The sequence below is a fragment of the Pseudomonas sp. WAC2 genome, assembly GCF_030403525.1.
Classification (GTDB): Bacteria; Pseudomonadota; Gammaproteobacteria; order Pseudomonadales; family Pseudomonadaceae; genus Chryseomonas; species Chryseomonas luteola.
In genome coordinates, this window is the sequence record NZ_JAUEPD010000005.1 from 96,333 (window position 1) to 119,565 (window position 23,233).

Annotated in this window: 28 protein-coding genes and 1 riboswitch; of the genes, 12 read left to right on the forward strand and 16 right to left on the reverse strand. The window is 57.0% G+C overall.

Annotated features, from left to right (window positions below; genetic code table 11):
* Nucleotides 1–74 precede the first annotated feature (74 nt).
* A complete protein-coding gene (locus QWJ10_RS12230) occupies nt 75–1,004 on the forward strand; it encodes an acyltransferase (protein WP_010795589.1) in 930 nt (309 codons plus the stop codon).
* On the opposite strand, the gene QWJ10_RS12235 is transcribed toward QWJ10_RS12230, so the two are convergent.
* Nucleotides 986–1,774, reverse strand: a complete 789-nt coding sequence (locus QWJ10_RS12235) for an MBL fold metallo-hydrolase (protein WP_289926674.1) — start codon at nt 1,772–1,774, stop codon at nt 986–988. The genes QWJ10_RS12230 and QWJ10_RS12235 overlap by 19 nt on opposite strands.
* A gap of 63 nt (nt 1,775–1,837) precedes the next feature.
* Nucleotides 1,838–2,422 carry an ACP phosphodiesterase gene (locus QWJ10_RS12240; protein WP_125887431.1) on the reverse strand — a complete coding sequence of 195 codons (585 nt, stop codon included), beginning with the start codon at nt 2,420–2,422 and terminating at the stop codon, nt 1,838–1,840.
* 82 nt (nt 2,423–2,504) lie between these two features.
* Between QWJ10_RS12240 and QWJ10_RS12245 the strand changes: the two genes are divergently transcribed.
* From QWJ10_RS12245 to QWJ10_RS12255, 3 genes are all read left to right on the forward strand, one after another.
* On the forward strand, nt 2,505–3,470 hold the full coding sequence (locus tag QWJ10_RS12245; protein WP_125887432.1) for a 2-hydroxyacid dehydrogenase: 966 nt from the start codon (nt 2,505–2,507) through the stop codon (nt 3,468–3,470).
* Nucleotides 3,471–3,498: 28 nt separating this feature from the next.
* Entirely contained in the window at nt 3,499–4,494 is a 996-nt protein-coding gene (locus QWJ10_RS12250) for a class I SAM-dependent methyltransferase (RefSeq protein ID WP_125887433.1), read from the forward strand.
* Nucleotides 4,495–4,550: 56 nt separating this feature from the next.
* Nucleotides 4,551–4,696: riboswitch (yybP-ykoY riboswitch) on the forward strand.
* 37 nt (nt 4,697–4,733) lie between these two features.
* Nucleotides 4,734–5,318, forward strand: coding sequence for a TMEM165/GDT1 family protein (locus QWJ10_RS12255; protein WP_289926681.1), 585 nt, complete (start codon nt 4,734–4,736; stop codon nt 5,316–5,318).
* A gap of 72 nt (nt 5,319–5,390) precedes the next feature.
* On the opposite strand, the gene QWJ10_RS12260 is transcribed toward QWJ10_RS12255, so the two are convergent.
* The 4 genes from QWJ10_RS12260 to QWJ10_RS12275 form a co-directional block, all read right to left on the reverse strand.
* On the reverse strand, nt 5,391–6,212 hold the full coding sequence (locus QWJ10_RS12260) for a M48 family metallopeptidase (protein WP_019364871.1): 822 nt from the start codon (nt 6,210–6,212) through the stop codon (nt 5,391–5,393).
* Nucleotides 6,213–6,329: 117 nt separating this feature from the next.
* On the reverse strand, nt 6,330–6,947 hold the full coding sequence (locus tag QWJ10_RS12265; protein WP_125887435.1) for an SOS response-associated peptidase: 618 nt from the start codon (nt 6,945–6,947) through the stop codon (nt 6,330–6,332).
* Nucleotides 6,948–7,014: 67 nt separating this feature from the next.
* Entirely contained in the window at nt 7,015–7,275 is a 261-nt protein-coding gene (locus QWJ10_RS12270; RefSeq protein WP_010795597.1) for a DUF2007 domain-containing protein, read from the reverse strand.
* On the reverse strand, nt 7,275–7,457 hold the full coding sequence (locus tag QWJ10_RS12275) for a CPXCG motif-containing cysteine-rich protein (protein ID WP_010795598.1): 183 nt from the start codon (nt 7,455–7,457) through the stop codon (nt 7,275–7,277). Before QWJ10_RS12275 ends, QWJ10_RS12270 begins: the two co-directional genes overlap by 1 nt.
* Nucleotides 7,458–7,616: 159 nt before the next feature.
* Here QWJ10_RS12275 and QWJ10_RS12280 point away from each other — a divergent pair, with 159 nt between their 5' ends.
* Nucleotides 7,617–8,783 carry a 1-acyl-sn-glycerol-3-phosphate acyltransferase gene (locus QWJ10_RS12280; RefSeq protein WP_010795599.1) on the forward strand — a complete coding sequence of 389 codons (1,167 nt, stop codon included), beginning with the start codon at nt 7,617–7,619 and terminating at the stop codon, nt 8,781–8,783.
* Between the two features lie 50 nt (nt 8,784–8,833).
* Here QWJ10_RS12280 and QWJ10_RS12285 read toward each other — a convergent pair whose 3' ends face one another.
* Nucleotides 8,834–9,418 (reverse strand): YajG family lipoprotein, encoded by a 585-nt coding sequence (locus QWJ10_RS12285; protein ID WP_010795600.1) that lies wholly within the window; start codon nt 9,416–9,418, stop codon nt 8,834–8,836.
* A gap of 153 nt (nt 9,419–9,571) precedes the next feature.
* On the opposite strand from QWJ10_RS12285, the gene QWJ10_RS12290 reads away from it, so the two are divergent.
* Nucleotides 9,572–10,009, forward strand: coding sequence for an acetyltransferase (locus tag QWJ10_RS12290; RefSeq protein WP_289926689.1), 438 nt, complete (start codon nt 9,572–9,574; stop codon nt 10,007–10,009).
* Between the two features lie 47 nt (nt 10,010–10,056).
* Here the strand turns inward: QWJ10_RS12290 and QWJ10_RS12295 are convergent, their stop codons facing one another.
* From QWJ10_RS12295 to QWJ10_RS12305, 3 genes are all read right to left on the reverse strand, one after another.
* A complete protein-coding gene (locus QWJ10_RS12295) occupies nt 10,057–10,344 on the reverse strand; it encodes a PA4642 family protein (protein WP_010795602.1) in 288 nt (95 codons plus the stop codon).
* Nucleotides 10,345–10,434: 90 nt separating this feature from the next.
* Nucleotides 10,435–10,911, reverse strand: coding sequence for a WbuC family cupin fold metalloprotein (locus QWJ10_RS12300; protein ID WP_289926691.1), 477 nt, complete (start codon nt 10,909–10,911; stop codon nt 10,435–10,437).
* 1 nt (nt 10,912) lies between these two features.
* Complete coding sequence (locus QWJ10_RS12305) at nt 10,913–11,470, reverse strand: hypoxanthine-guanine phosphoribosyltransferase (protein ID WP_010795604.1); 558 nt, start codon at nt 11,468–11,470, stop codon at nt 10,913–10,915.
* Between the two features lie 175 nt (nt 11,471–11,645).
* Between QWJ10_RS12305 and upp the strand changes: the two genes are divergently transcribed.
* Together upp and QWJ10_RS12315 are read left to right on the forward strand one after the other, a co-directional pair.
* Nucleotides 11,646–12,284 carry a uracil phosphoribosyltransferase gene (gene upp, locus QWJ10_RS12310; RefSeq protein ID WP_010795605.1) on the forward strand — a complete coding sequence of 213 codons (639 nt, stop codon included), beginning with the start codon at nt 11,646–11,648 and terminating at the stop codon, nt 12,282–12,284.
* Nucleotides 12,284–13,552, forward strand: a complete 1,269-nt coding sequence (locus QWJ10_RS12315) for a uracil-xanthine permease family protein (protein WP_289927226.1) — start codon at nt 12,284–12,286, stop codon at nt 13,550–13,552. The genes upp and QWJ10_RS12315 overlap by 1 nt, the downstream gene beginning before the upstream one ends.
* 45 nt (nt 13,553–13,597) lie before the next feature.
* Here QWJ10_RS12315 and hemH read toward each other — a convergent pair whose 3' ends face one another.
* Nucleotides 13,598–14,623: a ferrochelatase gene (gene hemH / locus QWJ10_RS12320; protein WP_289926693.1), complete on the reverse strand. Its 1,026-nt coding sequence runs from the start codon at nt 14,621–14,623 to the stop codon at nt 13,598–13,600.
* Nucleotides 14,620–15,528 (reverse strand): TIGR01777 family oxidoreductase, encoded by a 909-nt coding sequence (locus tag QWJ10_RS12325; RefSeq protein ID WP_289926695.1) that lies wholly within the window; start codon nt 15,526–15,528, stop codon nt 14,620–14,622. The genes hemH and QWJ10_RS12325 overlap by 4 nt, the downstream gene beginning before the upstream one ends.
* Nucleotides 15,529–15,704: 176 nt before the next feature.
* Here QWJ10_RS12325 and QWJ10_RS12330 point away from each other — a divergent pair, with 176 nt between their 5' ends.
* From QWJ10_RS12330 to phrB, 4 genes are all read left to right on the forward strand, one after another.
* On the forward strand, nt 15,705–16,691 hold the full coding sequence (locus QWJ10_RS12330; protein WP_289926697.1) for an NAD(P)/FAD-dependent oxidoreductase: 987 nt from the start codon (nt 15,705–15,707) through the stop codon (nt 16,689–16,691).
* Between the two features lie 161 nt (nt 16,692–16,852).
* Entirely contained in the window at nt 16,853–17,824 is a 972-nt protein-coding gene (locus QWJ10_RS12335; RefSeq protein ID WP_289926699.1) for a DUF523 and DUF1722 domain-containing protein, read from the forward strand.
* Entirely contained in the window at nt 17,814–18,773 is a 960-nt protein-coding gene (locus QWJ10_RS12340; protein WP_125887443.1) for a MerR family transcriptional regulator, read from the forward strand. The genes QWJ10_RS12335 and QWJ10_RS12340 overlap by 11 nt, the downstream gene beginning before the upstream one ends.
* Nucleotides 18,770–20,206: a deoxyribodipyrimidine photo-lyase gene (gene phrB, locus QWJ10_RS12345; RefSeq protein ID WP_289926705.1), complete on the forward strand. Its 1,437-nt coding sequence runs from the start codon at nt 18,770–18,772 to the stop codon at nt 20,204–20,206. The genes QWJ10_RS12340 and phrB overlap by 4 nt, the downstream gene beginning before the upstream one ends.
* Nucleotides 20,207–20,251: 45 nt before the next feature.
* On the opposite strand, the gene QWJ10_RS12350 is transcribed toward phrB, so the two are convergent.
* From QWJ10_RS12350 to prmC, 4 genes are all read right to left on the reverse strand, one after another.
* Nucleotides 20,252–20,776 (reverse strand): acyloxyacyl hydrolase, encoded by a 525-nt coding sequence (locus QWJ10_RS12350; protein WP_019364858.1) that lies wholly within the window; start codon nt 20,774–20,776, stop codon nt 20,252–20,254.
* 89 nt (nt 20,777–20,865) lie between these two features.
* Nucleotides 20,866–21,660 (reverse strand): glutamate racemase, encoded by a 795-nt coding sequence (gene murI / locus QWJ10_RS12355; RefSeq protein ID WP_289926709.1) that lies wholly within the window; start codon nt 21,658–21,660, stop codon nt 20,866–20,868.
* On the reverse strand, nt 21,650–22,408 hold the full coding sequence (locus QWJ10_RS12360) for a molybdopterin-synthase adenylyltransferase MoeB (protein ID WP_289926710.1): 759 nt from the start codon (nt 22,406–22,408) through the stop codon (nt 21,650–21,652). The genes murI and QWJ10_RS12360 overlap by 11 nt, the downstream gene beginning before the upstream one ends.
* A complete protein-coding gene (prmC, locus tag QWJ10_RS12365; protein WP_289926712.1) occupies nt 22,402–23,232 on the reverse strand; it encodes a peptide chain release factor N(5)-glutamine methyltransferase in 831 nt (276 codons plus the stop codon). The genes QWJ10_RS12360 and prmC overlap by 7 nt, the downstream gene beginning before the upstream one ends.
* Nucleotide 23,233 lies beyond the last annotated feature (1 nt).

Below are 23,233 nucleotides of genomic sequence, written 5' to 3' on the forward strand. Positions count from 1 at the left end.
AGCGCTTATGAAGCATGTCTCCCGACGCTGGCTTGTTTTATGATTTGCCGCCTTTTTGCTGTTGGGAATGCTTGATGCTTCATTATCTACCTAGCCTGGTCCGTGGTCTTGTGGGCGGCCTGCTCCTGGCGGCCAACACGCTGTTCTGGTGCTGGCCGCTGTTTGCCGTAACGCTACTCAAGCTGTGCCTGCCCTTCCCGACTGCACAACGGCTGTCCAGACGCCTCATGAATGCCATCCACGAGGCCTGGATCAGTGGTAATCATCTCTGGATTCGCCTGACGGGTCGCATCCACTGGGACGTCCGCGGGCTCGCCAGCCTCGATTACAAACACTCCTATCTGGTGACCAGTAACCATCAGAGCTGGGTTGATATCTTTGCGCTCCAGTACCTGATGAATCGCCATATCCGTCCGCTCAAGTTCTTCCTCAAACAAGAGCTTATCTGGGTGCCTGTCATTGGATTGTGCTGGTGGGCACTCGACTTTCCCTTCATGAAGCGCTATTCGAAAGCGTATCTGGCCCGCCATCCTGAAAAGCGTGGCAAGGACCTTGAGACTACACGCCGGGCCTGCGCGCGCTTTCGCGATACGGCGGTAGGAATCTTCAATTTTCTGGAAGGAACCCGTTTCACCCAGGCCAAACATGACGCCCAGCGCGCGCCGTATCGTCACTTGTTGAGCCCGCGTGCGGGCGGTATCGCCTTTGTGCTGGATGCGATGGGAGAGCAGCTGCATTCGCTGGTCAACGTTACCATCCACTATCCCAACGGAACGCCGAGCCTTTGGGATCTGCTCTCCGGCCGGATTGCAGCCATTGTCGTGCGTGTAGAAGAGATTGCCATCCCCGCAGCCTTTCTGGGCAAGAGCTACGACCTGGACAGCGAATACCGCGCAGCCTTCCAGGCCTGGGTTAACCAGCTTTGGACAGCCAAGGATGAACTGCTGGAGCGGCTACATCAGGAGTATCCGCCCAAGCATTACCTTCATGCAGGCAAGCGATAGTCTTCCTGCGTCATTAGGTCGATCCCGCATTCCAGGGTTTCGATCCAGTCCAGAAACGCCTTGATCACGGGCGGCGACGCAAAGGGCCGCCCGTGCTGAGGCACAATCATGGCAACATTCATTTCCCTGACCATGCCTGCCCATAGCCGGCAGGCCTTGTTGCAGGCCATGTAGCGTCGATGAAAGCACTCCATGCTGGGCATGTGAGCCTCGAAATTCTCGACCGGTGCCGCGTCATCCACGAGTGAGGCGCCCATATCGCCCGAAAAGAGAATTCGACTGACAGGATCGTATAGCTGGAAATTACCGACTGAATGCAGAAAGTGGGCGGGAACGGCCATGAGGGTGCATCGGCCCAGCCGGAAAGACTGGCCTCGATCAGGCAAGGGTATGGTTCGCTCAAAGACCGACAGGTTGTGACTAATGGACAGATAGCCAGCCGTCAAATGCGGCAGAAAGCGTGCCCACAGCTTCGAGCAGATGACCTGAGCCCGCGTATGCAGCAGCCATTTGTCCAGCGCCGCGATAATGTCGGGGTCCTGGTGCGATGCAAAGATATAGGTCAGATCCTGCAGCGGAATACACCTGGACAGCTCCAGCGACAGCGGCGGCGTATAGGTCAGATCACCGCCGGGATCGAATAGTAGATATTCATCATGATCGATGATGAGAAACTGGTTGGATTGCACTCCGTCTCCTGTAACCAGGCTATCGAAGCACAAACATTTGTGGGAGCCGTTATCAAACAGCTCAATTGGATCGAGGCGCATAGAGACCTCGCGTAATAGCGCGGTGACTCTATGCGCACAAGCCGTTGCGCATGTTGACCTGAATCAATAGCGATCCCGCTGCGCCTGACGAACGAACGCTAGCAGTTCGGGATAAAAGTCAAAGAAGTCCTGCTCAAGCAGCGCATAACGCGCTTCTACTTCCGCAAAGGCGCCCTCAAAGAGTACAGGCCGGGACAGTCGACTCGCCATACCATTGATGACCTGTTCGATGATCCTGAATTCCTGATAACTGCCTAGCCAGTCCTGAGCTGCCATACGCGGCGCGATCCTCGCCAGCCGTGGCGGCAAATCAGGCTCCGACAGCAGAATACGATAGAACCGCGCAATAAAAGCCTCTAATGGCTGGTCGGCGTAAGCAGCCCAATGCCGGCTGAGGCAGTGATCGAAAAAGACATCGACCAGGATACCGCTGACGCGCCGGCGCGCCTCGGGAAAGCGTGCACGGGCACGATCGATCAAGGGATGGCTGTCGGTAAAGGCATCAATACGGCGATGCAGGCGGATAGCCTGTTCGATAGCCAAGGGCCAGCGATTATCGAGAGGACCTTTGACGAAGTCACCGTAAAGACTTCCCAGCAGCTGTTCACGATCTGAACCGCCAAGATGAAGATGAGCGAGATAATTCATGCCTGTCAGCTTACTACCTTGCCCCTGCGCCAGGGGCTTCTGCTAGGCTGGCAGTTCCGGCCAATAATCATAAGGACACCCCATGAGCCTAGCCCGTCGTGCCGCCTTTCTGGATTATGCCTCATTGGACCTGGGAGATCTGGATCCAGCTCCGTTGAAGGCAGTCTTCAGCGAATTCCATGTCTACCCGGCCACCGCGCCTGACGAGATTATCAAGCGCCTGCAGACGGTGGAGGTGGCTATCGTGAACAAGGTCAGCCTGACCGCTGACTGCCTTTCTGCATGCCCATCGCTCAAGCTGGTACTGGTCAGCGCCACCGGCACCAATAATGTGGATCTGGACGCAGCACGCCAATATGGGATAACCGTCTGCAATTGTCAGGGGTACGGCACGCCTTCCGTTGCACAGCACACGTTCGCGCTCCTGCTGGCCCTGGCCACGCGACTGTCGGATTATCAGCGCGATGTTCAGGCTGGACGTTGGCAGGAAGCCAAGCAGTTCTGCCTGCTCGACTATCCCATCATGGAGTTGGAAGGCAAGACGCTTGGCATCCTGGGTCACGGTGAGCTTGGCGGTGCAGTTGCTCGCCTGGCGGAAGCATTTGGCATGCGTATCCTGCTGGGTCAGTTGCCTGGACGGCCAGTGCGCGAAGGCTACATACCGCTGGAAGCGCTACTGCCCCAGGTAGACGCGTTGAGCCTGCATTGCCCCCTTACCGACGCCACGCGCAACCTGATCGATGCTCCGCAACTGGCTGCCATGAAGCCCACCGCCTTTCTGATCAATACGGCTCGAGGCGGCATCGTGAACGAACAGGCATTGGCCGACTGCCTGCGGAGCGGTCATCTGGGAGGCGCCGCCACGGACGTCCTCACCCAGGAGCCGCCAAAAGACGGAAATCCCCTACTCGCCCACGACATTCCCAGGCTTATCGTGACGCCTCATAGTGCATGGGGAAGTCGGGAGGCTCGCCAGCGGATCATCGGTCAGCTGACCGATAACGCAACCGCTTTTTTTGCGGGCGCGCCGACTCGCACGGTCTGCTAAGCTTCGCGCTTTTTTACCGAGGACGCCCATGGATCCACGCAGCGAAGTCCTGCTCCGTCAGCCCGAGCATTTTCAAGGCCGAACCTTGCTGGCAGGATTACCTGCAGATGATCTATTGAGCCACCTCCCGGAGGCACATGGCTGGACCTGGCATGCAGGCGATGAGGCCTATTTCCAGGCTCGCTTTCCCGGGAGAGTCGACTTCGGAACCTCTATACCTGCTCAGCCATACGATACCGCCGTACTGTTCCTGCCCAAGTCCAGAGAGCTGACGGATTACCTGCTCAGCGTCTTGGCGGCCATGGTCCCTCAAGGGGCACTGTATGTGGTAGGCGAAAAGCGGGGTGGAATCGAGCGGGCTGCCAAACAGCTGGCTCTGCTGGGCGCAGCCAGTAAGCTGGACAATGCTCGGCACTGTCAGTTGTGGAAGGTCTCACATCCCGAGGCAGCCCCCGTCATGCTGCATGAGCGGGCCGAGCGTTTCGAGCTGGATGTTGCCGGTTCAATGCTTCATATAGTCAGCCTGCCAGGCGTGTTCAGCCACGGGCGGCTCGACAAGGGGAGCGCCCTTCTGCTCGAACACCTCGATAATCTACCTGCTGGTGCGCTGCTGGATTTCGGATGTGGCGCAGGTGTAGTAGGTGCATCGCTCAAACAGCGCTATCCCCACAATGACCTTCATATGCTCGACGTGGACGCGTTTGCGGTAGAGAGTAGCCGCCTGACCTTGGCTGCCAACAGGCTGAACGGAACCGTATTGGCTGGCGACGGTATCGCTGCGGCGCCCATTGGGCTGGCCGCCATTATCAGCAACCCGCCGTTTCACCAGGGCGTACACACTCATTATCAAGCCAGCGAGACCCTGCTACGCGAAGCTGTCCATCACCTGCGCCCAGGCGGCGAGCTGCGTATTGTGGCCAACAGCTTTCTCAGGTATCCCCCGCTGATCGAGCAGCACTTGGGGCCCTGCAAGGTGTTAGCAGAGCGTGACGGCTTTCGTATCTACCAGGCCTTCCGCCGCTGATAGAGATAGCGTATCGCTCTTTTGAATTGCACCTGCCTGGATGTTTGGGCAGAATGCGCGCCGTCCTAGGGGAGTAGTCTCTGGCCATCAGCGCCAGGCGTCCGTCAACATACTTGGTCCTCGACCATGGCGTTCGCGACCTGCGGGTTTGACAAGACCTATGACATGCAGCCTTTACCCGGGGTGGGAAGGCATGCATGTCATTTGTCTAATTAATGCCCACCCCTTTTGGAAGCCTGATGGAATCCCTGTTAGTCCCTACGCTGGTCGTCGCCCTTGCAGAAATAGGCGACAAGACTCAGCTGCTTGCTCTGCTGCTGGCTGCCCGATTTCGTAAGCCCTGGCCTATCATCATGGGAATGGTGGCTTCGACGCTGGCCAACCACTTTGTTGCCGGCGCCGTTGGCAGCTGGGTCAGCCGCTTCTTCAGCGAGACGGCCCTGAGCTGGATTCTGGCGATTTCATTTGTAGCCGTCGCCCTCTGGACGCTGATCCCGGACAAGCTGGACGAAGATGAGGCATCAGGCCTTAAAAAGAGCTATGGACCTTTCCTGACAACGCTGGTGGCGTTCTTCCTGGCGGAAATGGGAGACAAGACACAAGTCGCCACGGTGATGCTGGCGGCCCAATACCCTCATTTCACTCTGGTCGTCATGGGCACGACACTGGGCATGCTTGTGGCCAACGTACCCGTTGTACTCGCAGGCAACTTTGCCGCTGACCGACTGCCATTGGTGTTGATCCGCCGACTTGCCGCTACAGCATTCGGCATTCTGGCTCTCGCGGCGGCTTATCACGCGCTTCGGCTAAGCGGCGTGTTCTAATTATTCCTTTCTGAGCATAAAAAAGCCCCGGCTATCAGCAGCCGGGGCTTCTGGTTCTCGATAGCCGACCTGTCACGACTTACGGCTGGCCTCATAGAACGGCATGACTTTGGGAATGGCAGCTTCCAGATTGCTCATCCGCTTGTCATCGGAGGGGTGGGTGCTGAGTATCTCTGGCGATTGATTGCCATTGCTCAGTTTGGCCATCTTCTGCCAGAGCGTCACGGCGGCATTGGGGTTATAGCCAGAGCGCGCGGCCAGTTCCAGGCCAATAAGGTCAGCTTCGTTCTCGTTGGAGCGGCTGAACGGCAGGCTCAGGCTAACCTGAGTGACCTGATCCGCCAGCTGCATGCCACCCTGACCAATGCCCAGCAGCGCCCCGCCAATGCTCTGCCCCATCTCAATGGCATAGGCGCGGGACATCTGCTCGCGGCTGTGTTCACGCAGTGCATGGGCAATCTCATGCCCGATCACAGCGGCCAGCTCATCGTCCGTAGGCTTCAGTTGATCAAGCAGGCCGGTATAAACAAAGATTTTTCCACCCGGGCCGCAGTTAGCATTCACTTCATCATTCTGGAGCACGTTGACCTGCCAATCCCAGTTGGCTGCATCCGCCCGCAGCGCAGACGTATGAGCAATCAACTGCTTGGCTATTGCCTGTACTCGCTTGCCCTGAGCCGTATCGTTGGCCAGCTTGCCAGCGTTTTTCGCCTCGGTAACCGTCTTTTGGTACGACTGCGAGTACATCTGGTTGACCTGATCAGCCGACAACATGCTGAACATATACTGCTTACGCTCAACCCCAACAGCATTTCCGCTAGTGGTATTCACCGCCTGACATGCGCTGAGCAGTACTGAAAGCGAAAGACCGACGATGGGTAAAACACGACGCATGACACTCTCCTGATTGCGCGACTGCGCAGATGGTAGGTCGCGCCGCCAGTCTCGACAACTCCTACCGACCAAGCGACGAGTGACGCTGCTAGCAGTTCGGCATTGCCAGCCCAACGCCTAAAGCGGCGTCAGGCACTCCGGCCCGTCTACCGAGGGATCATTCACAATACCGGCAAGCACTCTCTCACGCAGCGGCATTGAGGGCTTCAGCAGGATCTCATTCAGGACGCGCGGCTCTGTCATAGGTGACAGCCAGGCATCCCGCTCGGCCTCGGCCAGCACCAGCGGGCGGCGGAGCCCCCCGGCAGGCTGAGTCAGCATGGCCACACTCAAATAGACCTGTCCCATGACCGGATAGGCCTCCCAGATGCCTGCAAAGAAAGCCAGCGGCTCGCCATTGATCATCCAGAAGGCCCGCTTGCGCGAAGTCCCTCGCCATTCATAAAACCCATTGGCCAGCAACAGGCAGCGGCGCTGGGCAAATGCTTCGCGAAACATAGGCTGATCCGCTACCGTCTCCGCCCGGGCATGGGTGGGCGTGCGCGAGAGATCCGTGAGCCAGGCGGGCGTCAGGCCCCAACGGCCACTGTCGACACGACACTCGCCCTCATGGTGCCGCATGAATAGCACCTGGGCATGGGGAGAGATGTTCCAGCGCGGCTGATAGTCCGCTGGAAAACCGGTCATCCGAGTTACCTCGGGAGGCCAGCGAAACAAGGCGTAGCGTCCAGACATACACAACCAGGCAAGAAAATAAACAGGTCGATTCGGTTCGCCTTTTCAGGCAAAGCCGACTACCGCTTCAGCACAATAACACGGCTGGCCCGCTGTCCGGGTCCTCATAAGGCAATGGCTGAGCAGCGTTGTAATCGGCAATCAGCTCGCGGGCGCGCGGAGCATCTGCGTCATGCACGGCAATTCCCAGCAGCCCAATAGCAGGCAACTCGCCAATGGCGCCTATCAAATGGCGCCCCGCCAAATGCGCGTCAATACCCTCACTGTCCAGCATGGCCAGCAGCATTTCTGCCTCCAGAAGATCACGCGGCTCATAGATCCTGAGCATCATTCATCCTCTCGCCGACTTTCGAGAGACCATGTCATACCCTCTGTGTGTAAGATAAAAAAGATAGGCCTGCAACAGACGGGGCAATCCTCATAGTACGACTGATCGCCACCCGACAGGTCTACCACCGCCTCGGCAGGTTCTCCGCAGTAAGGACACTCATACGGTTGGCTTTCCAGCATAATGGGCTCCTAATAGGCTCCGGCACCGTGTTTTTGCGATGATTGGAATCGCCAGGGGCGACATTAACGCCGTATTCGGCTTGCATCTCTCGCTGCGCGCTCTACTATGGCCGCCACTTTGCGACACGTGTCGCCACTTGTTATTAAAAAGAGAACGATATGGGCGAGTTCGAAGCCATTCGACCCTTCAACGATACAGAAGTCCCTGCCGTCTTGGCCCGACTCATCAATGATGAGCAGTTTATCGATATCCTGACCCGCTACCGTTTCCCCAAGCTGTCCAGCCCGTTTGGATGGCTGCTCAAGCCTATGCTGCGCCATCGGCTGAGGCAGGAAGTGTCCGGTATCACCAGCGTCAGCATGCTTCAGGACAAACTGGAGCCTTATGTCGATCGTACGATTGAGAAAGCCACCGATGGTGTGACTTATTCGGGCCTAGATAATCTACGTAGCGGCTGTGCCTACTTGTTCATGGCTAACCACCGTGACATCGTCATGGACCCGGCTTTCGTAAATTACGCCGTGTATCATGCCGGGCTGCCAACCCCGCGCATCGCCATTGGCGATAACCTCTTGCAGAAGCCCTTCGTCAGCGACCTCATGCGCTTGAACAAGAGTTTTATCGTCCACCGCTCCATCACCGGACGGCGTGAAAAGCTTGCGGCGTATCAGACGCTTTCGGCTTATATCAATTACTCCATTCGCCAGGATGGCCAGTCCGTCTGGATTGCCCAGGCCGAAGGCCGGGCCAAGGATGGAGACGACCGCACCGATTCAGCCATCCTCAAGATGTTTCACATGGGCTGCAAGGACGACTCCTTTGCCGATATGGTAAAGGCGTTGCACATCGTGCCTGTGTCGATCAGCTATGAGTATGATCCCTGCGATCTGGCCAAGGCCCGTGAACTCTATATTCGTGAAACCACCGGCACCTATGCCAAGGCGCCTGGCGAGGATGACGTCAGCATTGCCTTGGGCATCACGGGCTACAAGGGACGCGTGCATGTGGAGTTTGGCGAGATGCTGACCGGCGAATTCAGCGATGCCAAGCAGCTGGCAACCGAAATGGACCGCCGCATCCTGACCAATTATCGACTTTTCCCTGCCAACCACCTGGCCTATGAGCGCTGGGACGGCCGTGACGAGTCACTGACCGTACCCTCGGCAGAAAGCCTGTTCCCAGCAGACGAGCTGGCTGAAGCTCGGCAGAAGTGGCAGGAGCGACTCAATAATTGCCCTGCCGAATACCGCCTGCAGATGATCCGCCAATATGCCCAGCCTGTACTGAACAAGTATCGGCTCCTGGCAGGGCGACCACTGGATTAAGTTGGTTGAATCAAAAAAGCCCCGTTGACGGGGCTTTTCAGATGACAGGCTTACTGCCCGTTAAGAACCTGGGCGATGGTCTGGTCCTTGAAGACACGGGTCAACGCATCGCTCAGCACATCGCTTACCAGCTTGGTATTGGTTGCCGTATTGGGTGCCATACCGAAACGCTGCTCCAGCGAGGCGCCATAGCGACCACTGTAGCCACGCATGCTGTTACGTACATCCACCTTGAAGGTTGCGCCAATATTGGCCGAGGTGACGTACAGCTCCTTGGGCGACTGATACTTCAGCTCTGCCAAGGTCAGCGTCAGCTGGGGAGCATTGTAGGCATTAGGCGTTGGCGTGAAGCCCAGCAGACGAACCGCTGATTCCGCTTCAGCCTGAAGTTTTGGAATAACATCGTTGCTCTGGACCGACACGGTACTGGTTTCAGGATACAAACCGCCCCGAGTTCCCAACGAGAATGACGAGCGGCCGTCCACGACACGTACCGAAACAGGCTGCCCGTGCCCGACCGCAGCGATTGGGGCTGTCAGTTTGGGTTGCGGACTCAATTGCTGTGGACTGCTGGCACAGCCGGCAATAGCCAGTCCGGCAACAGCGATCAGACCAAGCAACAAGCGATTGCGCATGCTCTACTCCATCTTCATGTGGGTCGTTGATGGCAGGCAGTATACCCAGCCCGTGAATGCCTGACAGCACTGTATGAGCCGCCGCAAGCGAAACGCTGCAAACAGCAGGGCGACGTGTTCAAATAAATCCATCACGCACACACAAGGCATACCATGTCCATAAGACGCGCAACGCCTACAGACATTCCCTTGCTAGCCGAGATTTGGGAGCAGGCCGTCAGGGCAACCCATTACTTTCTACCTGAAGACGACATCGACTTTTTCCGCCCGCTGGTGCGTGACAGCTACCTGCCCAGCCTGGAAACGTGGGTCAGCTTGTCCGATGACGATCAACCTGCAGGATTCATCGGTCTTACCCAGGCCAGCGTAGACATGCTTTTTGTTGATCCAGCCCGGCGTGGTCAAGGGCATGGGAAGCGACTCCTGCACCATGCCGTAGGGCTGTACGGCCGGCTGGCTGTAGACGTCAACGAGCAGAACGATGGGGCCAAAGGTTTTTACCTAGCCCACGGATTCACCGTGACAGGGCGCTCTGCCGTAGATAGCCTCGGCAAGCCCTATCCTATTCTGCATCTCAAGCAAGAGGCATGAAAAAGCCCGCGTCCTTATCAGGGAGGCGGGCTTTTCAGAGCAGGTGGTCAGGCGTGAGCGCCGCGCACCGCATCCACGTACGGCTCGGCCTTGCGATGGGCACGGATCAGATCGATGAAGTCCTGACCCTCTGCATCACGAGCGTCCAGGTCATAACCTGCTTCAACGAAGAAACCAACGAAACGTTCAAAGTCGTCAGCTCTCAATCCACGGTATGCCTTTACCAGTTTATGCAGGGAAGGCGGCGTATCATCGGCCGGTTCGACTGCGAGAAACAGCTTGATCTTATCGTCGCTGATTTCCTCGCCGATTACCTGCTTTTTGTCCTTACGCATCGCAAAGTACCTGTGCGGAAAACGAGAGGGCCGCATATTACTCCGCCCCACCCCGTCACTCAACGCCCAAAATCATGCTCAGCCGAGCGGTCAGGACTCGAAGCGTGCCGCCATCCAGTCTCGATAGGCCTGGGTTCCCGGCTCGCCCTCACGCGGCGCCCAAGAACCATACTCGTTATCCTGCAAGGCGCGGAAAGGGCCTGCCTTGCATTCGAAGATAACAGTATCGGCTTCAAGTACCACCAGTGAATGATAGAGGCCTGGAGGAAAATCGACCCCCACACAATCACCACCTGCTTCAAGCAGACGCTGTCCGGTCAGCGCTCCCTCTTCATCAAAGAACAGGACACCAATACGTCCCTTGAGCACCAGCAGCGTTTCGGCCTTGGTCAGGTCCAGATGCCGGTGAGGCGCAATGTAGGTGTCTGGCTGCATGCCGATTGACAGGCGATGACAGGGCTCATCCATGGTATGAAAACCATGGTGGTAGCGCAGGCGAGGACTGTCTGCCGCCTGTTGGGTAAGCCCGGCGAACAGTACCTGATCGATGAACGCCGGACCCCGCATATCAGAGACCTTTTACCGCGTAGATACCGGGTGCATTGCGCCAGTAGCCCTTGTAGTCCATACCGTAGCCAAAAATATAACGATCGATACAGGACAACCCGGAATAAGTAGCTTTCAAACCAGGAACGGCCTTGCGATCATGATCTTTATCGATCAGTACGGCCGTATGCACCGCCTTGGCACCGGCATGCTTGCAGAATTCGATGATGGCATTGAGCGTATGCCCTTCGTCGAGAATGTCATCGACGATCAACACATCACGGTCAATAAAGGAAATTTCCGGCTTGGCCTTCCAGAACAATTCACCGCCAGTCGTCTGATTGCGATAGCGGGTCGCATGCAGATAGGACATCTCCAGCGGGAAATTGAGTTTGGTTGCCAGCTTGCCGGCAAAGATCAAACCGCCATTCATCACGCAGAACATGACAGGATTACGGTCAGCCAGATCAGCCGTAATCGCCTCGGCCACCTTGCCAATGGCTGCCTCTACCTGGCTTTCGTCGAACAGGCAGTCGGCCTCCGCCATGACATTACGGATATGATCGAGATCGGCGGACATAGGGGACTCTCCAGACATGGTACACACCTGCCTGCGGGGCAGGCTTGGGTAAAAGGCGGCAAAGTTACCGGGCTAACCGTCGGCGAGCAAGCCAATCGCGACAAAACATCTGCCCGAAAGGGACCCTAATGATTTAATCTAGCGTAATTTTGCCAGTACGCCGGAGACCATTCCCATGCCCATCCATGAAATTCGACATCCGCTGATCCGCCACAAGCTTGGATTAATGCGGCGGGCCGATATTAGCACCAAAAATTTTCGGGAATTGGCACAAGAAGTCAGCGCCCTGCTCACCTATGAAGCTACAAAGGATCTTCCTGTCGAAAATGTCGATATCGAAGGCTGGTGTGGCACCGTAGCGGTTGAGAAGATTTCTGGCAAGAAGGTAACAGTCGTACCGATCCTGCGCGCCGGCATCGGCATGCTTGACGGCGTCCTCAGCCTCATTCCCAGCGCCAAGGTCAGCGTGATCGGCCTGGCGCGCAATGAAGAAACGCTCGAAGCCCATACGTATCTGGAAAAGCTTGTCGGCGAACTCGATCGCCGTCTGGCCATGATCATCGATCCGATGCTGGCGACGGGCGGCTCCATGATTGCCACCATCGATATGCTCAAGAAAGCAGGCGCCAAAGAAATTCGTGCACTGGTCCTTGTAGCTGCACCGGAAGGCATTGCTGCGGTCGAAAAGGCTCACCCCGATGTCAGCATCTATACCGCCTCCGTAGATCAGCGTCTGGATGAGCATGGCTACATCCTGCCTGGACTTGGTGATGCCGGTGACAAGATCTTCGGCACCAAGCAAAAGGACACCTGATAGTGCAGTCTCATAACGATCCGCTATGGCGACAGATTTTGTCTGGCGCGCAAATGCTGTTTGTCGCCTTTGGCGCATTGGTCCTGATGCCGCTCATTACCGGCATGGATCCAAACGTTGCGCTCTTTACTGCCGGATTGGGCACGCTCTTGTTCCACCTTGTGACAGGCCGTCAAGTGCCGGTCTTCCTGGCGTCAAGCTTTGCGTTCATCGCTCCGATCATTGGGGCCAAGGCCGAGTTCGGCCTGCCTTCCGTGCTGGGTGGCGTGGTCGCGGCCGGTTTCGTGTATACCTTCCTGGGCCTGGCCGTTAAGCTCAAGGGGATTGGCTTCATCGACCGGCTCCTGCCCCCGGTCGTGATTGCACCAGTCATCATTTCCATTGGTCTTGGCATGTCGCCGGTGGCAGCCAATATGGCCATGGGCAAGGCTGGCGATGGCAGTGCGCAGCTGGTCCCCTATGCCACCGCCATGCTGGTCTCCATGCCTGCGCTGATAACCACGCTGATTGTGGCTATCTACGGCCGTGGCATTTTCAAGCTAGTACCGATCCTGGCCGGCATCATCGTGGGTTATACCCTTGCGTTCCTGTTTGGCCTGGTGCATACCGATGCGATTGCTGCAGCCCCCTGGCTAGCCGTCCCCCATTTTGTCGCCCCTGAATTCCACTGGGGAGCGATCCTGTTCATGGTGCCGGTCGCCTTGGCGCCAGCCATCGAACATGTGGGCGGCGTCATTGCCGTGGGCGGCGTCACCGGCAACAACTATCTGAAAAAGCCCGGCCTGCACCGTACCCTGCTGGGTGATGGTATCGCCACTTCATCGGCCGGCCTGTTTGGCGGACCGCCTAACACGACCTACGCCGAAGTAACCGGCGCGGTCATGCTGACCAAGAATTACAACCCCAAGATCATGCTGTGGGCGGCCGGCTTTGCCATTGCCCTCGCCTTCGTCGGTAAGTTCGGCGCCGCCTTGCAGAGCATTCCGGTGCCAGTCATGGGCGGCATCCTTTGTCTGCTGTTCGGTTCGATTGCCGTGGTCGGCCTCAATACCCTGATTCGTCATCAGGTCGATCTGTCCGAGGCACGCAACCTTGTAATCGTATCGGTGACCCTGGTCTTTGGGATCGGCGGCATCGTGATCGGTAATGGCGAGGTTGGTCTGAAGGGCATTTCGCTTTGCGGCATTGTGGCCATTGGGCTCAACCTGCTGCTACCGGGACACAATCACTGGCGTAAGGACGCACCGCCGCCGGATAGTCTTCTGTAAAAAAAGCCCCGCTAGAGCGGGGCTTTTTATATTCAGATTCCAGACTCACACCGCACGGGGCACCCGCTCACACAGGGTGGTGAGCGCATCAGCCCACGCAGGATGATCATTCAGACACGGCACCAGTACCAACTCCTGACCACCAGCTTCTTCAAACTGCTCCTTGCCGCGCATGCCGATTTCTTCCAGCGTCTCGATACAGTCCGCGACAAACGCAGGACACATTACCAGAAGACGCTTCACTCCCTGGGCAGCCAGCTCATCGAGGCGTGCCTCGGTGTAAGGCTCGATCCACTTGGCGCGGCCAAGGCGCGACTGGAACGAGAAGGACCACTGATCCGGCCTCAGGCCTGCCTCGCGGGCAAATCCTTCCGCCGTGCGAATACATTGCGCACGGTAGCAGCTTTCCAATACAGCTCCCTTAGCATTCTGGCAGCAGTCAGCGCCCTTCAGACAATGTGTACCGCTTGGGTCGGACTTGTGCAGATGCCGCTCAGGCAGACCATGAAAACTCATCAATATATGATCGAACGGCTGCTGGAGATAGGATTCGGTGCTCTTAACCAGCGCCTCCAGGTACTCAGGCTGGTCATAAAACGGCGGCAGTATATGCATCTTCAGTTTCAGACGCTGCTCCAGAATGACCTTGCGAGCCAGCTCCACCGCGGTAGTAACAGTGCTGTCGGCAAATTGAGGATAAAGCGGCGCGAAAGTAACTTCGGAAACGCCCTGCTTCGCCAACCGGGTCAATACGGACTCAATGGAGGGTTCGCCGTACCGCATCGCCAACTCCACCAGGCCATGGGTCCATTTGGCGCGCATGGCATCCTGCAGGCGACGGCTGAGCACAACCAGCGGAGAGCCCTCTTCCCACCAGATGGACGAATAGGCATGGGCTGAGGCCGCCGGCCGCTTGGCCAGGATCAGGGAGACCAGCAGGCGACGCGCGGGCCATGGCAGATCTACTACGTAGGGGTCCATCAGGAACTGGTTGAGATAGCGCCGTACATCAGGTACCGACGTCGACGCCGGGGAGCCCAGGTTGACGAGCAATAATGCGTGATCAGTCATGAATAGTCCTTAGCGCGCAGCAGGTCGTTCAATGCCGCGTCCAAATCGGTAAAGCGAAAGGTATAACCTGCATCCAGCAATCGCTGAGGCAAGGCTCTCTGCCCACCCAGCAGCAGACTCGACATCTCTCCCATCAGGCGCAAGGCAAAGGCGGGAACAGGTATTCGTGCGGGACGATGCAATGCTCGTCCTAGAGCCTGTGCAAAATCGGCATTACGTACCGGTTGTGGTGAACACAGATTATAAGGGCCACTGGCCGACTCCTGGTTCAGAAGAAAATCGATGGCCCCGATTTGATCTTTCAAATGAATCCAGGGCATCCATTGACGCCCGCTGCCCAGGCGCCCGCCCAGGCCCAGGCGAAACATAGGTAAAAGACGCTGCATGAAGCCATCATCCGCAGCCAGTACCAGCCCTGTCCGAAGCGTGACGACACGCACACCTAAAGCCTCTGCCTCATTAGCGACCTGCTCCCAGGCTACACATAGCTCGCTGGCAAAGTCATGACCAGGGACCGCATCATCCTCCTTGAGCGGCTTCTCTCCCCCATCACCGTAATAGCCGACAGCAGATCCGGAAAGCAGCACCCTGGGCGGTTTTGGCTGCGCCCTCATCCAGTCCACCAGGGATTCGGTCAGCGCAATCCGGCTCCGCCAGAGCTCAGCCTTGCGCGATGACGTCCATGGCTTGTCCGCTATAGGCGCGCCGGCCAGGTTGATAACCGCATCGACCGGCTCGCCGTTTATTTCGTCCAGACGGGCAATGGCACGCACCGAGGCGCCGCACTCACGGGCCACTTTGTCGGGCGAACGGCTTAACACAGTCAGGCTATGCCCTTTCGTCAGCCAGTCATGACACAACGCCCGGCCGATCAAGCCTGTACCGCCGGTCAGCACTATATGCATGTCGTCGCTCCTTCTTCATTTGGGGCCACATTAACGCGTCGCGCTGAAGACCTCTTCAGGTTTGTTTGTTAAGGTCATAGTGCAACTGGATCAGCTTTGTCACAGTCGTACTCGTAGAGCCTGCTTAATTGCAAAACGTTCGTCGACAGGTTCTGCCAAGACAAGCGAGGCCTTTCATGACAGCACCCATCGCCATCATCGGCGCCGGCATTGCCGGGCTTTCCGCCGCCCATGTCCTCAACGCGGCAGGACATGAGGTTCATCTGTTCGAAAAAAGCCGTGGAAGTGGAGGCCGTATGGCCAGCAAGCGGAGCGATTTCGGCTCGCTTGATCTGGGGGCCCAATACTTCACTGCCCGTGACCGCCGTTTCATCGATGCGGTCAGCCAATGGCGCACCCAAGGCTGCGTAGCGGAGTGGGACCCAGCCCTGTACCAGTACCGGGCGGGCGCGCTCACACCCTCTCAGGATGAGCAGCCGCGCTGGGTCGGCATACCCCGTATGAGCGCTATTACCCGAGCCATGGTCGGGGATCTGCCGGCATCCTTTGGCTGCCGGATTACTGAAGCGTTCCGTGGACCGCAACACTGGTCTCTGCAGGACGCCGATGGTCACAACCATGGCCCGTTCAGTCATGTCGTTATTGCAACACCTGCTCCCCAGGCGACGCCGCTCTTGGCCACTGCGCCAAAGCTTGCCGCCGTCGCAGCCGGTGTCGTGATGGATCCAACCTGGTCGGTTGCACTGGCCTTCAAGACGCCACTTGATACGCCTGTTGAAGGCTGCTTCGTTCAGGAAGGCGAGCTTGACTGGTTTGCCCGCAACCGCTGCAAGCCGGGCCGGGATACCGACTACGACACTTGGGTTCTCCATGGAACCAGTGCCTGGAGCAGGGAGCACCTGGATGCATCCAAGGAACAGGTTATCGAGCAGCTTCATGGCGCCTTTGCCGAACTCATTGGCTGCGCGGTACCTGAACCGGCTTTCACACTGGCCCACCGCTGGCTTTACGCACGTCCGGCGCAAGGTCATCAATGGGGCGCGCTGGCTGACGCGGACCTGGGTATTTATGCCTGTGGAGACTGGTGTGGTACAGGCCGTGTAGAAGGTGCCTGGCTGAGCGGTTTTGATGCCGCCAGCCGTTTGCTTGATCATCTAGAATGACCTCATCCAGCGCCGCGCAAGGCTCGCGGCGCTCCGCAGCACACCTACCTTGCGTCTGATTTGTCGAATTATCACCGCCACCTCTGGTCAATAACGATATTGAACTTGTACAAGAATAATAGTTTGTATAAGTTTTGTACGTTCAATTTTGGAGGTGGCGCATGCCTTTTCGCCAATCGACGTCATTACCTCGTCCCAAGCTAGGAATCAGCGCCTGCCTGCTGGGCGAGCCGGTCCGCTACAACGGCGGACACAAGGAATCCCGCTTGTGCAGCCACACGTTTGCCGAGCATTTCGATTTTGTAAAGGTGTGCCCGGAAATGGCGATTGGCCTGGGTACGCCCCGTGAACCGATCCGGCTGGTTGGCACACCTGAACAAACGCGAGCCGTAGGTACAGTCAACCGGGAACTCGACGTAACGGATGCGCTGGCCAACTATGGCAAGAAAATGGCGGCCGAGCTGGATGATCTATCTGGATTCATCTTCATGCAAAAATCGCCTTCCTGCGGAATGGAGCGCGTAAAGATCTATTCAGAACACGGCATGCCCAGTCAGCCTGAAGGCCAGGGTGTATTTGCTCGTGTCTTCTGTAAGCTTCGCCCAGAGTTACCGGTTGAGGAAGCAGGTCGGCTGAATGATCCTGTGCTTCGGGAAAACTTCGTGACACGTGTGTTCGCCTATGCACAGTGGCAACAGCTGTTGCGCGAAGGCCTGACACGCAAAGCGATCCTGGGCTTTCATTCCCGCTATAAGTACCAGCTGATGGCCAATGCTCCCGAGCAGTTCAGAACACTGGGACGCATGTTGGGTGAAATCGGGCTACACGATCCACAGGAGCTGGGCCCTCACTACTTCAAGGGTGTGATGAGCGCACTCAAGCGTTGCGCTACCCGGGGAACCCACTGCAACGTCCTGTATCACCTATTTGGTTATTTGAAGAATGCGCTGAGCCCGGCGGATAAAGAAGAAATGCAGCGCCTGATCGAGCAGTATCACAGCGGTATTGTTCCATTGGTGGTGCCCCTGACACTGCTCAAGCATCACTTCCGCCGCCATCCCCATGACTACGTGATCGAGCAATCCTATCTGCAACCGCACCCGGAAGACTTGAGCCTGAGAAATGCCATCTGATATGCAGTCCATACCCAGCAAGTCCCCAACAGAAATCGAAGGGGACGGTGACTATCAGGCCGCCTTGAATGAAGGCTGGCTTCCCATACGTGAAGTTGCCCGACGCACGGGGGTCAATGCCGTCACACTTCGGGCCTGGGAGCGACGCTACGGGCTGATCATTCCCAAGCGAACACCTAAAGGGCACCGCCTTTATGGTGAAAGCCATATCGAGCGCATCAAAAACATTCTGGCCTGGATCAACCGTGGCGTTGCTGTCGGCCAGGTCAAGGCACTGCTGGACAGTCAGCGCCCGCTTTCATCGCCCAATGACACCCCCTGGGTCGCGCTGCGACAGGAAATGCTGGACGCTGTGCGTGAGTTGGCCGGGCGCCGTCTGGATGAAGCCTATAATCGTACGGCTGCACTTTATCCGCCCCGGGTGCTATGCGAGCAATTATTGATGCCGCTGGTCGAGCATCTTGAACAACACCGCAAGGCGCCTCTGATTGGCTCCCTGGAGCAATCCTTTTTTCTGTCCTGGCTGCGTAGCAAGCTTGGGGCACGGATTTACCACAATAATTATCAACTCAAAGGGCAGTCCGTTCTGCTGGTCAGTCTGGCTGAAACGCCAATGAATGCCGGACTCTGGCTCAGCGCCTGGCTATTGAGCAACGCCGACTGTCCAATTGAAACATTGGAATGGCCGCTTGCGCTGGATGCCTACGCACTGGCCGCCGAACGCATGTCGCCGCGCTGCCTTGTACTGTATTTAAATGCTCCGCTGGAATCACAGCAGATACAACAGCTGCGCAGGTTGGCTGAGACATGCCCTGCTCCCGTCATCATTGCCGGTCCGGCCGCCAAATTACTGGATGACGTCAGCAAAACCGCATTGAATGTGGCCTATGACCCTCTGGATGTCTTTAGCCGTCTTCAGGCATTGGGGTTGATGGCAGAACACGTATGACCCAACTCGTCTGGTGCCGTACCGATCTTCGAGTACGGGACAATACGGCATTGGCTGCAGCCTGCGCGGCCGGACCAGTGCTGGCACTTTATCTGATTACACCCGAACAATGGCAGGAACACGACGACTCTCCTGCCAAGGTCGACTTCTGGCGCCGGAACCTGAAAGTCTTGGCCGAGACGCTGCATACGCTCAACATCCCCCTATTGATTCGTCAAGTGGCTCGCTGGGCTGATGCGGCCGCTATTGTCGCCAAGCTAAGCCAACAACATGGTATTCAGACCGTTCATGTCAATGCTGAATATGGTGTCAACGAACAACGTCGTGATGATGCAGTAAAGGCAGCGCTGGACTGCAACAAAATAGACTTCCAACGTCATTTGGACCAGCTGTTTTTCGAGCCTGGCTCAGTGCTGACGAAAAGCGGAGGCTACTTCAAGGTCTTTGGCCAGTTCCGTAAAACCTGCATCAACCTCCTACAGCATAGCCTTCCACCGCTTAACCGGCCGCCCCGTGTCCAGACTGCGCGCTCCATCGAATCGGATCCCGTACCTAACCAGATAAACTCCTATACGATGGTTTCAAGCGCGATACAGCAGCAGTGGCCCGCGGGTGAAAATGAAGCGCATGCCAGACTGCGTCGCTTTGTCGATGAGCGCATGGAGGTGTATCACCACGACCGGGACTTTCCTTCTCACCCTGGTACCAGTGAATTATCCGCTTATCTTGCAGCAGGCGTGCTCTCCCCTCGCCAATGTCTGCACGCCGTATTGAGCGCCAACCGGGGCGAGCTGACGGCCGGAGCGCCAGGCGCATCGACCTGGATCGACGAGCTACTATGGCGAGAGTTCTACAAGCACATTCTGGTAGGTTATCCCCATGTTTCGATGAGTAGAGCGTTTCACAGGCATACCGAGGCGCTACCCTGGCGGCGGGATACAGACGATCTTGAGGCATGGAAATACGGCAAAACCGGTATTCCGATCATTGATGCAGCCATGCGTCAGATGCGTGAAACAGGCTGGATGCACAACCGGCTGCGCATGATCACTGCCATGTTTCTGAGCAAGAATCTGTTGATTGACTGGCGCGAAGGTGAACGCTGGTTCATGCAAAACCTGATCGATGGCGATCTGGCTGCCAATAATGGTGGATGGCAGTGGAGCGCCTCGACTGGCACTGACTCCATGCCCTATTTCCGAATATTCAATACCTATTCGCAATCGGAGCGGTTTGATCCCAAGGGACGCTTCATTCGTACCTGGGTTCCAGAGCTGGCCTCGCTCGATGACAAGGCTATTCATAACCCGTTCAAGCGGTGGCAGCGTGCTATCAAGGACTACCCAGCGCCTATCGTCGAAGTCAAGGAGAGCCGTGAACGCGCCTTGATGGCGTTCAGAAACTTACCCAAGCCTGCCAAACGCCAGGCATGAAAAAGCCGGACTTTCAAGGTCCGGCTCTGGCGAAACGACTATGAATCAGATCGTGTGGCTGTAGAACAGCGCGTACGATTCGATACCGTCGTTAGGCTCCTTGATACCTGCGTTGGAGTAATGCGTCGCGCGAATGCCTACTCGCTGGGTTTCGCCGATCTTCACACCTGCGCCAATGCGGTCTTCAAAGTTGAAGGCTGAGCCCAGATCCTGTTCACCGACACGAGTGCTTGAAAAGACAGACACACCGATACCGGCTTCGATAAAGGGTTTAACAGAACCGTTACCGAACTCGTATACGAATACCGGAGCAAAGGACAGAGAATGCTTGGCGGAAGAGTAATGGTCAGCGCCTTCCCAGTAGGTATAGCCAGCATCCCAGTAACCTGTCAGGCGTCCCGTGGATGTCTCCCACCAGCTCTTGTTCCAGTCGAAGCCCATTCCCAGACGATACGTCATATCGCCTTGGCCCGTTACACCTACTGCGCCGGACACCTCAGCCGCTTGAGCGGAAAGAATGGATCCGGCAGAAAGCGCGGCCACAATGGCCAGTGGAAGCAATTTTTTCATCTGAAAGTCCTTGTATTATTCTGTAACACGTACAACGTTACATTATGGGAGACACTTCTCATCCTGAAAAGGTAGCAAACTAACTGATTTCAGAAAGGCAGCGTTTCCACTGACGCAACTTTGCCCCATAGGCTAGGCAACACCGTCGAAAACTGCTCGACATCCCCACTTGTCCAGAAACGGCATTCCAACGGAGTGCCCGTTGCCATCTGGTCTTTTTCATGGATCAACGAACTCAGTCGACGTGCAACCGCCGAGCCGGTGTCGATGAGAGTAATTTCAGCAGGCAGCAGTTCCCTTAGTACAGGCTTCAGGAAGGGATAATGCGTACATCCCAGAATGATCGTGTCACAACCAGCCGCCAGCAATGGAGTTACATACCCTTTCAGCAACGCCCGGGTCACGGGACCAGTCAGGTCCCCGATCTCTACCCGCTCCATTAACCCCGGACAAGGTTGAGTGACGACCCTGACCGTACTGGCGAAGCGATCCAGCAAGGCGGCAAATCGTGCGCTTTGAAGCGTCCCAGTGGTTGCCAGAACCCCCACCACACCCGACTTTGTCGCTGCAGCCGCCGGCTTCACCGCAGGCTCCATACCCACGATAGGCCACTGTGCATGACATTCGCGCAGGTCGTTTACAGCCGCTACGGTAGCTGTATTGCACGCCAGCACCATTGCCTTGGCGCCTTTCTCGAGAAAGAACTCAGCTACCTGCTGGCAACGCTCACGAATGAAAGCCGGATCTTTTTCCCCGTAAGGAATATGAGCACAATCCGCTGCATATAACAGCGACTCACCCGGTAGAAGCCCATGAATTTCACGCAGGACGGACAATCCGCCTACGCCAGAATCAAAAACACCAATAGGTGCATTACTCGGCATGGCGTTTTCCACATACCTCACAAGCAGGGTCACGGCGCACTTTCAGCTCTCTGAAGCGTGACGTGAGCGCATCAATCAACAGCAGGCGCCCCACCAGAGGAGAGCCGAACGCTGCAAGCAGTTTCAAAGCTTCCAACGCCTGAAGGCTTCCTACCAGCCCTACCAAAGGCCCTACGACCCCAGCTTCACTGCAGGTTAGCTCCGTCTCGCTGCCATGACCGTAGAGGCAGTGATAACACGGACTGTCTTCACGTCTTGGGTCGAATACGCTGAGCTGCCCTTCAAGTCGAATGGCGGCACCACTTACCAAAGGCCGAGCCGCGGATACACATGCGGCATTCACGGCCTCTCGAGTGGAAAAATTATCGGAGCAGTCCAGCACGACGTCTACGTGTTCGACCGCTGCAGCCAGGGAGTCGGCATCCAAGGCAGTTCGGTAAGCGTTATAGGTGATTTCAGGATTGATCGCCTGCAGCCGATCCAGCGCCGAATCGACTTTGCTACGCCCTACCTGGGCCGTGTCATGGATGACCTGCCGCTGCAGATTGGTCATGTCGACCGTGTCGAAATCGGCAAGATGCAACTCACCCACACCAGCGGCGGCCAGATACAGCGCAACCGGGGAGCCCAGGCCACCCAGGCCTATGATCAGCGCCCTGCCCTGCTTGAGACGCAGCTGCCCTTCTATATCGATCTGAGGCAACAGAATCTGCCGGCTGTAGCGCAACAGCTCCGCATCGCTCAGCACGGCCGCTGCCCCAGTGTCACGCGCTCATGCCCACCCAGATCGCGATGGCTTTCAACCGATATGAAGCCCTGCTCAGTCAGTAGCGACCTGACCGCTGGAGCCTGATCGAACCCATGTTCCAGAAGCAGCCATCCACTGGGTAACAAATGTTCCGGGGCCTGCTGAACGATAAGGCGAATATCATCCAGACCATCGTCACCCGCAACCAATGCAGAGGCAGGCTCGTAGCGAACATCCCCTTCATCAAGGTGCGGATCATTGTGTGGAATATAGGGAGGATTGCTGACAATGATGTCAAACCGCTCTGCGGAAAGCGCAGCGAACCAATGACTTTGCTGAAAAGAGGCATTCGAAATGCCCAGTCGTGCCCGATTTCGCTCAGCGAGCACTACCGCACCGTCTACACGATCCACCCCTATTACCTGCCACTGCGCACGCTCATGGGCCAGCGCCAGGGCGATGGCACCAGTACCTGTTCCCAGGTCAAGCACGCGTCTGTGTTCGGCACTTGTCAGAGCCAGCGCGGTTTCAACCAGAAGCTCCGTGTCAGGGCGAGGTATCAGAGTATCAGGCGAGACTTCGAGATCGAGCGACCAGAATCCTTGATGGCCCAGGATATAAGCTATCGGTTCCCCGTCTCGACGACGCTCGATAAAGGTGCTGTAAAGATCCTTGGCTTCACGCGTCACAATACGTTCAGGCCAGGTACGCAGGAAGCTACGCGGCTTTCCCAGCGCAGCCGCCAACAGCAATTCGGCATCCAGGCGCTCGCTGGGTGAATCCGGCAGGCGCGCTTCCTTGAGCAATGCCCCGATAGTGGCCATA

Coding starts and splice junctions, on each gene's coding strand:
- QWJ10_RS12230 (WP_010795589.1), top strand. CDS start 75: ATGCTTCATTATCTACCTAGCCTGGTCCGTGGTCTTGTGGGCGGCCTG.
- QWJ10_RS12235 (WP_289926674.1), bottom strand. CDS start 1,774: ATGCGCCTCGATCCAATTGAGCTGTTTGATAACGGCTCCCACAAATGT.
- QWJ10_RS12240 (WP_125887431.1), bottom strand. CDS start 2,422: ATGAATTATCTCGCTCATCTTCATCTTGGCGGTTCAGATCGTGAACAG.
- QWJ10_RS12245 (WP_125887432.1), top strand. CDS start 2,505: ATGAGCCTAGCCCGTCGTGCCGCCTTTCTGGATTATGCCTCATTGGAC.
- QWJ10_RS12250 (WP_125887433.1), top strand. CDS start 3,499: ATGGATCCACGCAGCGAAGTCCTGCTCCGTCAGCCCGAGCATTTTCAA.
- QWJ10_RS12255 (WP_289926681.1), top strand. CDS start 4,734: ATGGAATCCCTGTTAGTCCCTACGCTGGTCGTCGCCCTTGCAGAAATA.
- QWJ10_RS12260 (WP_019364871.1), bottom strand. CDS start 6,212: ATGCGTCGTGTTTTACCCATCGTCGGTCTTTCGCTTTCAGTACTGCTC.
- QWJ10_RS12265 (WP_125887435.1), bottom strand. CDS start 6,947: ATGTCTGGACGCTACGCCTTGTTTCGCTGGCCTCCCGAGGTAACTCGG.
- QWJ10_RS12270 (WP_010795597.1), bottom strand. CDS start 7,275: ATGCTCAGGATCTATGAGCCGCGTGATCTTCTGGAGGCAGAAATGCTG.
- QWJ10_RS12275 (WP_010795598.1), bottom strand. CDS start 7,457: ATGCTGGAAAGCCAACCGTATGAGTGTCCTTACTGCGGAGAACCTGCC.
- QWJ10_RS12280 (WP_010795599.1), top strand. CDS start 7,617: ATGGGCGAGTTCGAAGCCATTCGACCCTTCAACGATACAGAAGTCCCT.
- QWJ10_RS12285 (WP_010795600.1), bottom strand. CDS start 9,418: ATGCGCAATCGCTTGTTGCTTGGTCTGATCGCTGTTGCCGGACTGGCT.
- QWJ10_RS12290 (WP_289926689.1), top strand. CDS start 9,572: ATGTCCATAAGACGCGCAACGCCTACAGACATTCCCTTGCTAGCCGAG.
- QWJ10_RS12295 (WP_010795602.1), bottom strand. CDS start 10,344: ATGCGTAAGGACAAAAAGCAGGTAATCGGCGAGGAAATCAGCGACGAT.
- QWJ10_RS12300 (WP_289926691.1), bottom strand. CDS start 10,911: ATGCGGGGTCCGGCGTTCATCGATCAGGTACTGTTCGCCGGGCTTACC.
- QWJ10_RS12305 (WP_010795604.1), bottom strand. CDS start 11,470: ATGTCCGCCGATCTCGATCATATCCGTAATGTCATGGCGGAGGCCGAC.
- upp (WP_010795605.1), top strand. CDS start 11,646: ATGCCCATCCATGAAATTCGACATCCGCTGATCCGCCACAAGCTTGGA.
- hemH (WP_289926693.1), bottom strand. CDS start 14,623: ATGACTGATCACGCATTATTGCTCGTCAACCTGGGCTCCCCGGCGTCG.
- QWJ10_RS12325 (WP_289926695.1), bottom strand. CDS start 15,528: ATGCATATAGTGCTGACCGGCGGTACAGGCTTGATCGGCCGGGCGTTG.
- QWJ10_RS12330 (WP_289926697.1), top strand. CDS start 15,705: ATGACAGCACCCATCGCCATCATCGGCGCCGGCATTGCCGGGCTTTCC.
- QWJ10_RS12335 (WP_289926699.1), top strand. CDS start 16,853: ATGCCTTTTCGCCAATCGACGTCATTACCTCGTCCCAAGCTAGGAATC.
- QWJ10_RS12340 (WP_125887443.1), top strand. CDS start 17,814: ATGCCATCTGATATGCAGTCCATACCCAGCAAGTCCCCAACAGAAATC.
- phrB (WP_289926705.1), top strand. CDS start 18,770: ATGACCCAACTCGTCTGGTGCCGTACCGATCTTCGAGTACGGGACAAT.
- QWJ10_RS12350 (WP_019364858.1), bottom strand. CDS start 20,776: ATGAAAAAATTGCTTCCACTGGCCATTGTGGCCGCGCTTTCTGCCGGA.
- murI (WP_289926709.1), bottom strand. CDS start 21,660: ATGCCGAGTAATGCACCTATTGGTGTTTTTGATTCTGGCGTAGGCGGA.
- prmC (WP_289926712.1), bottom strand. CDS start 23,232: ATGGCCACTATCGGGGCATTGCTCAAGGAAGCGCGCCTGCCGGATTCA.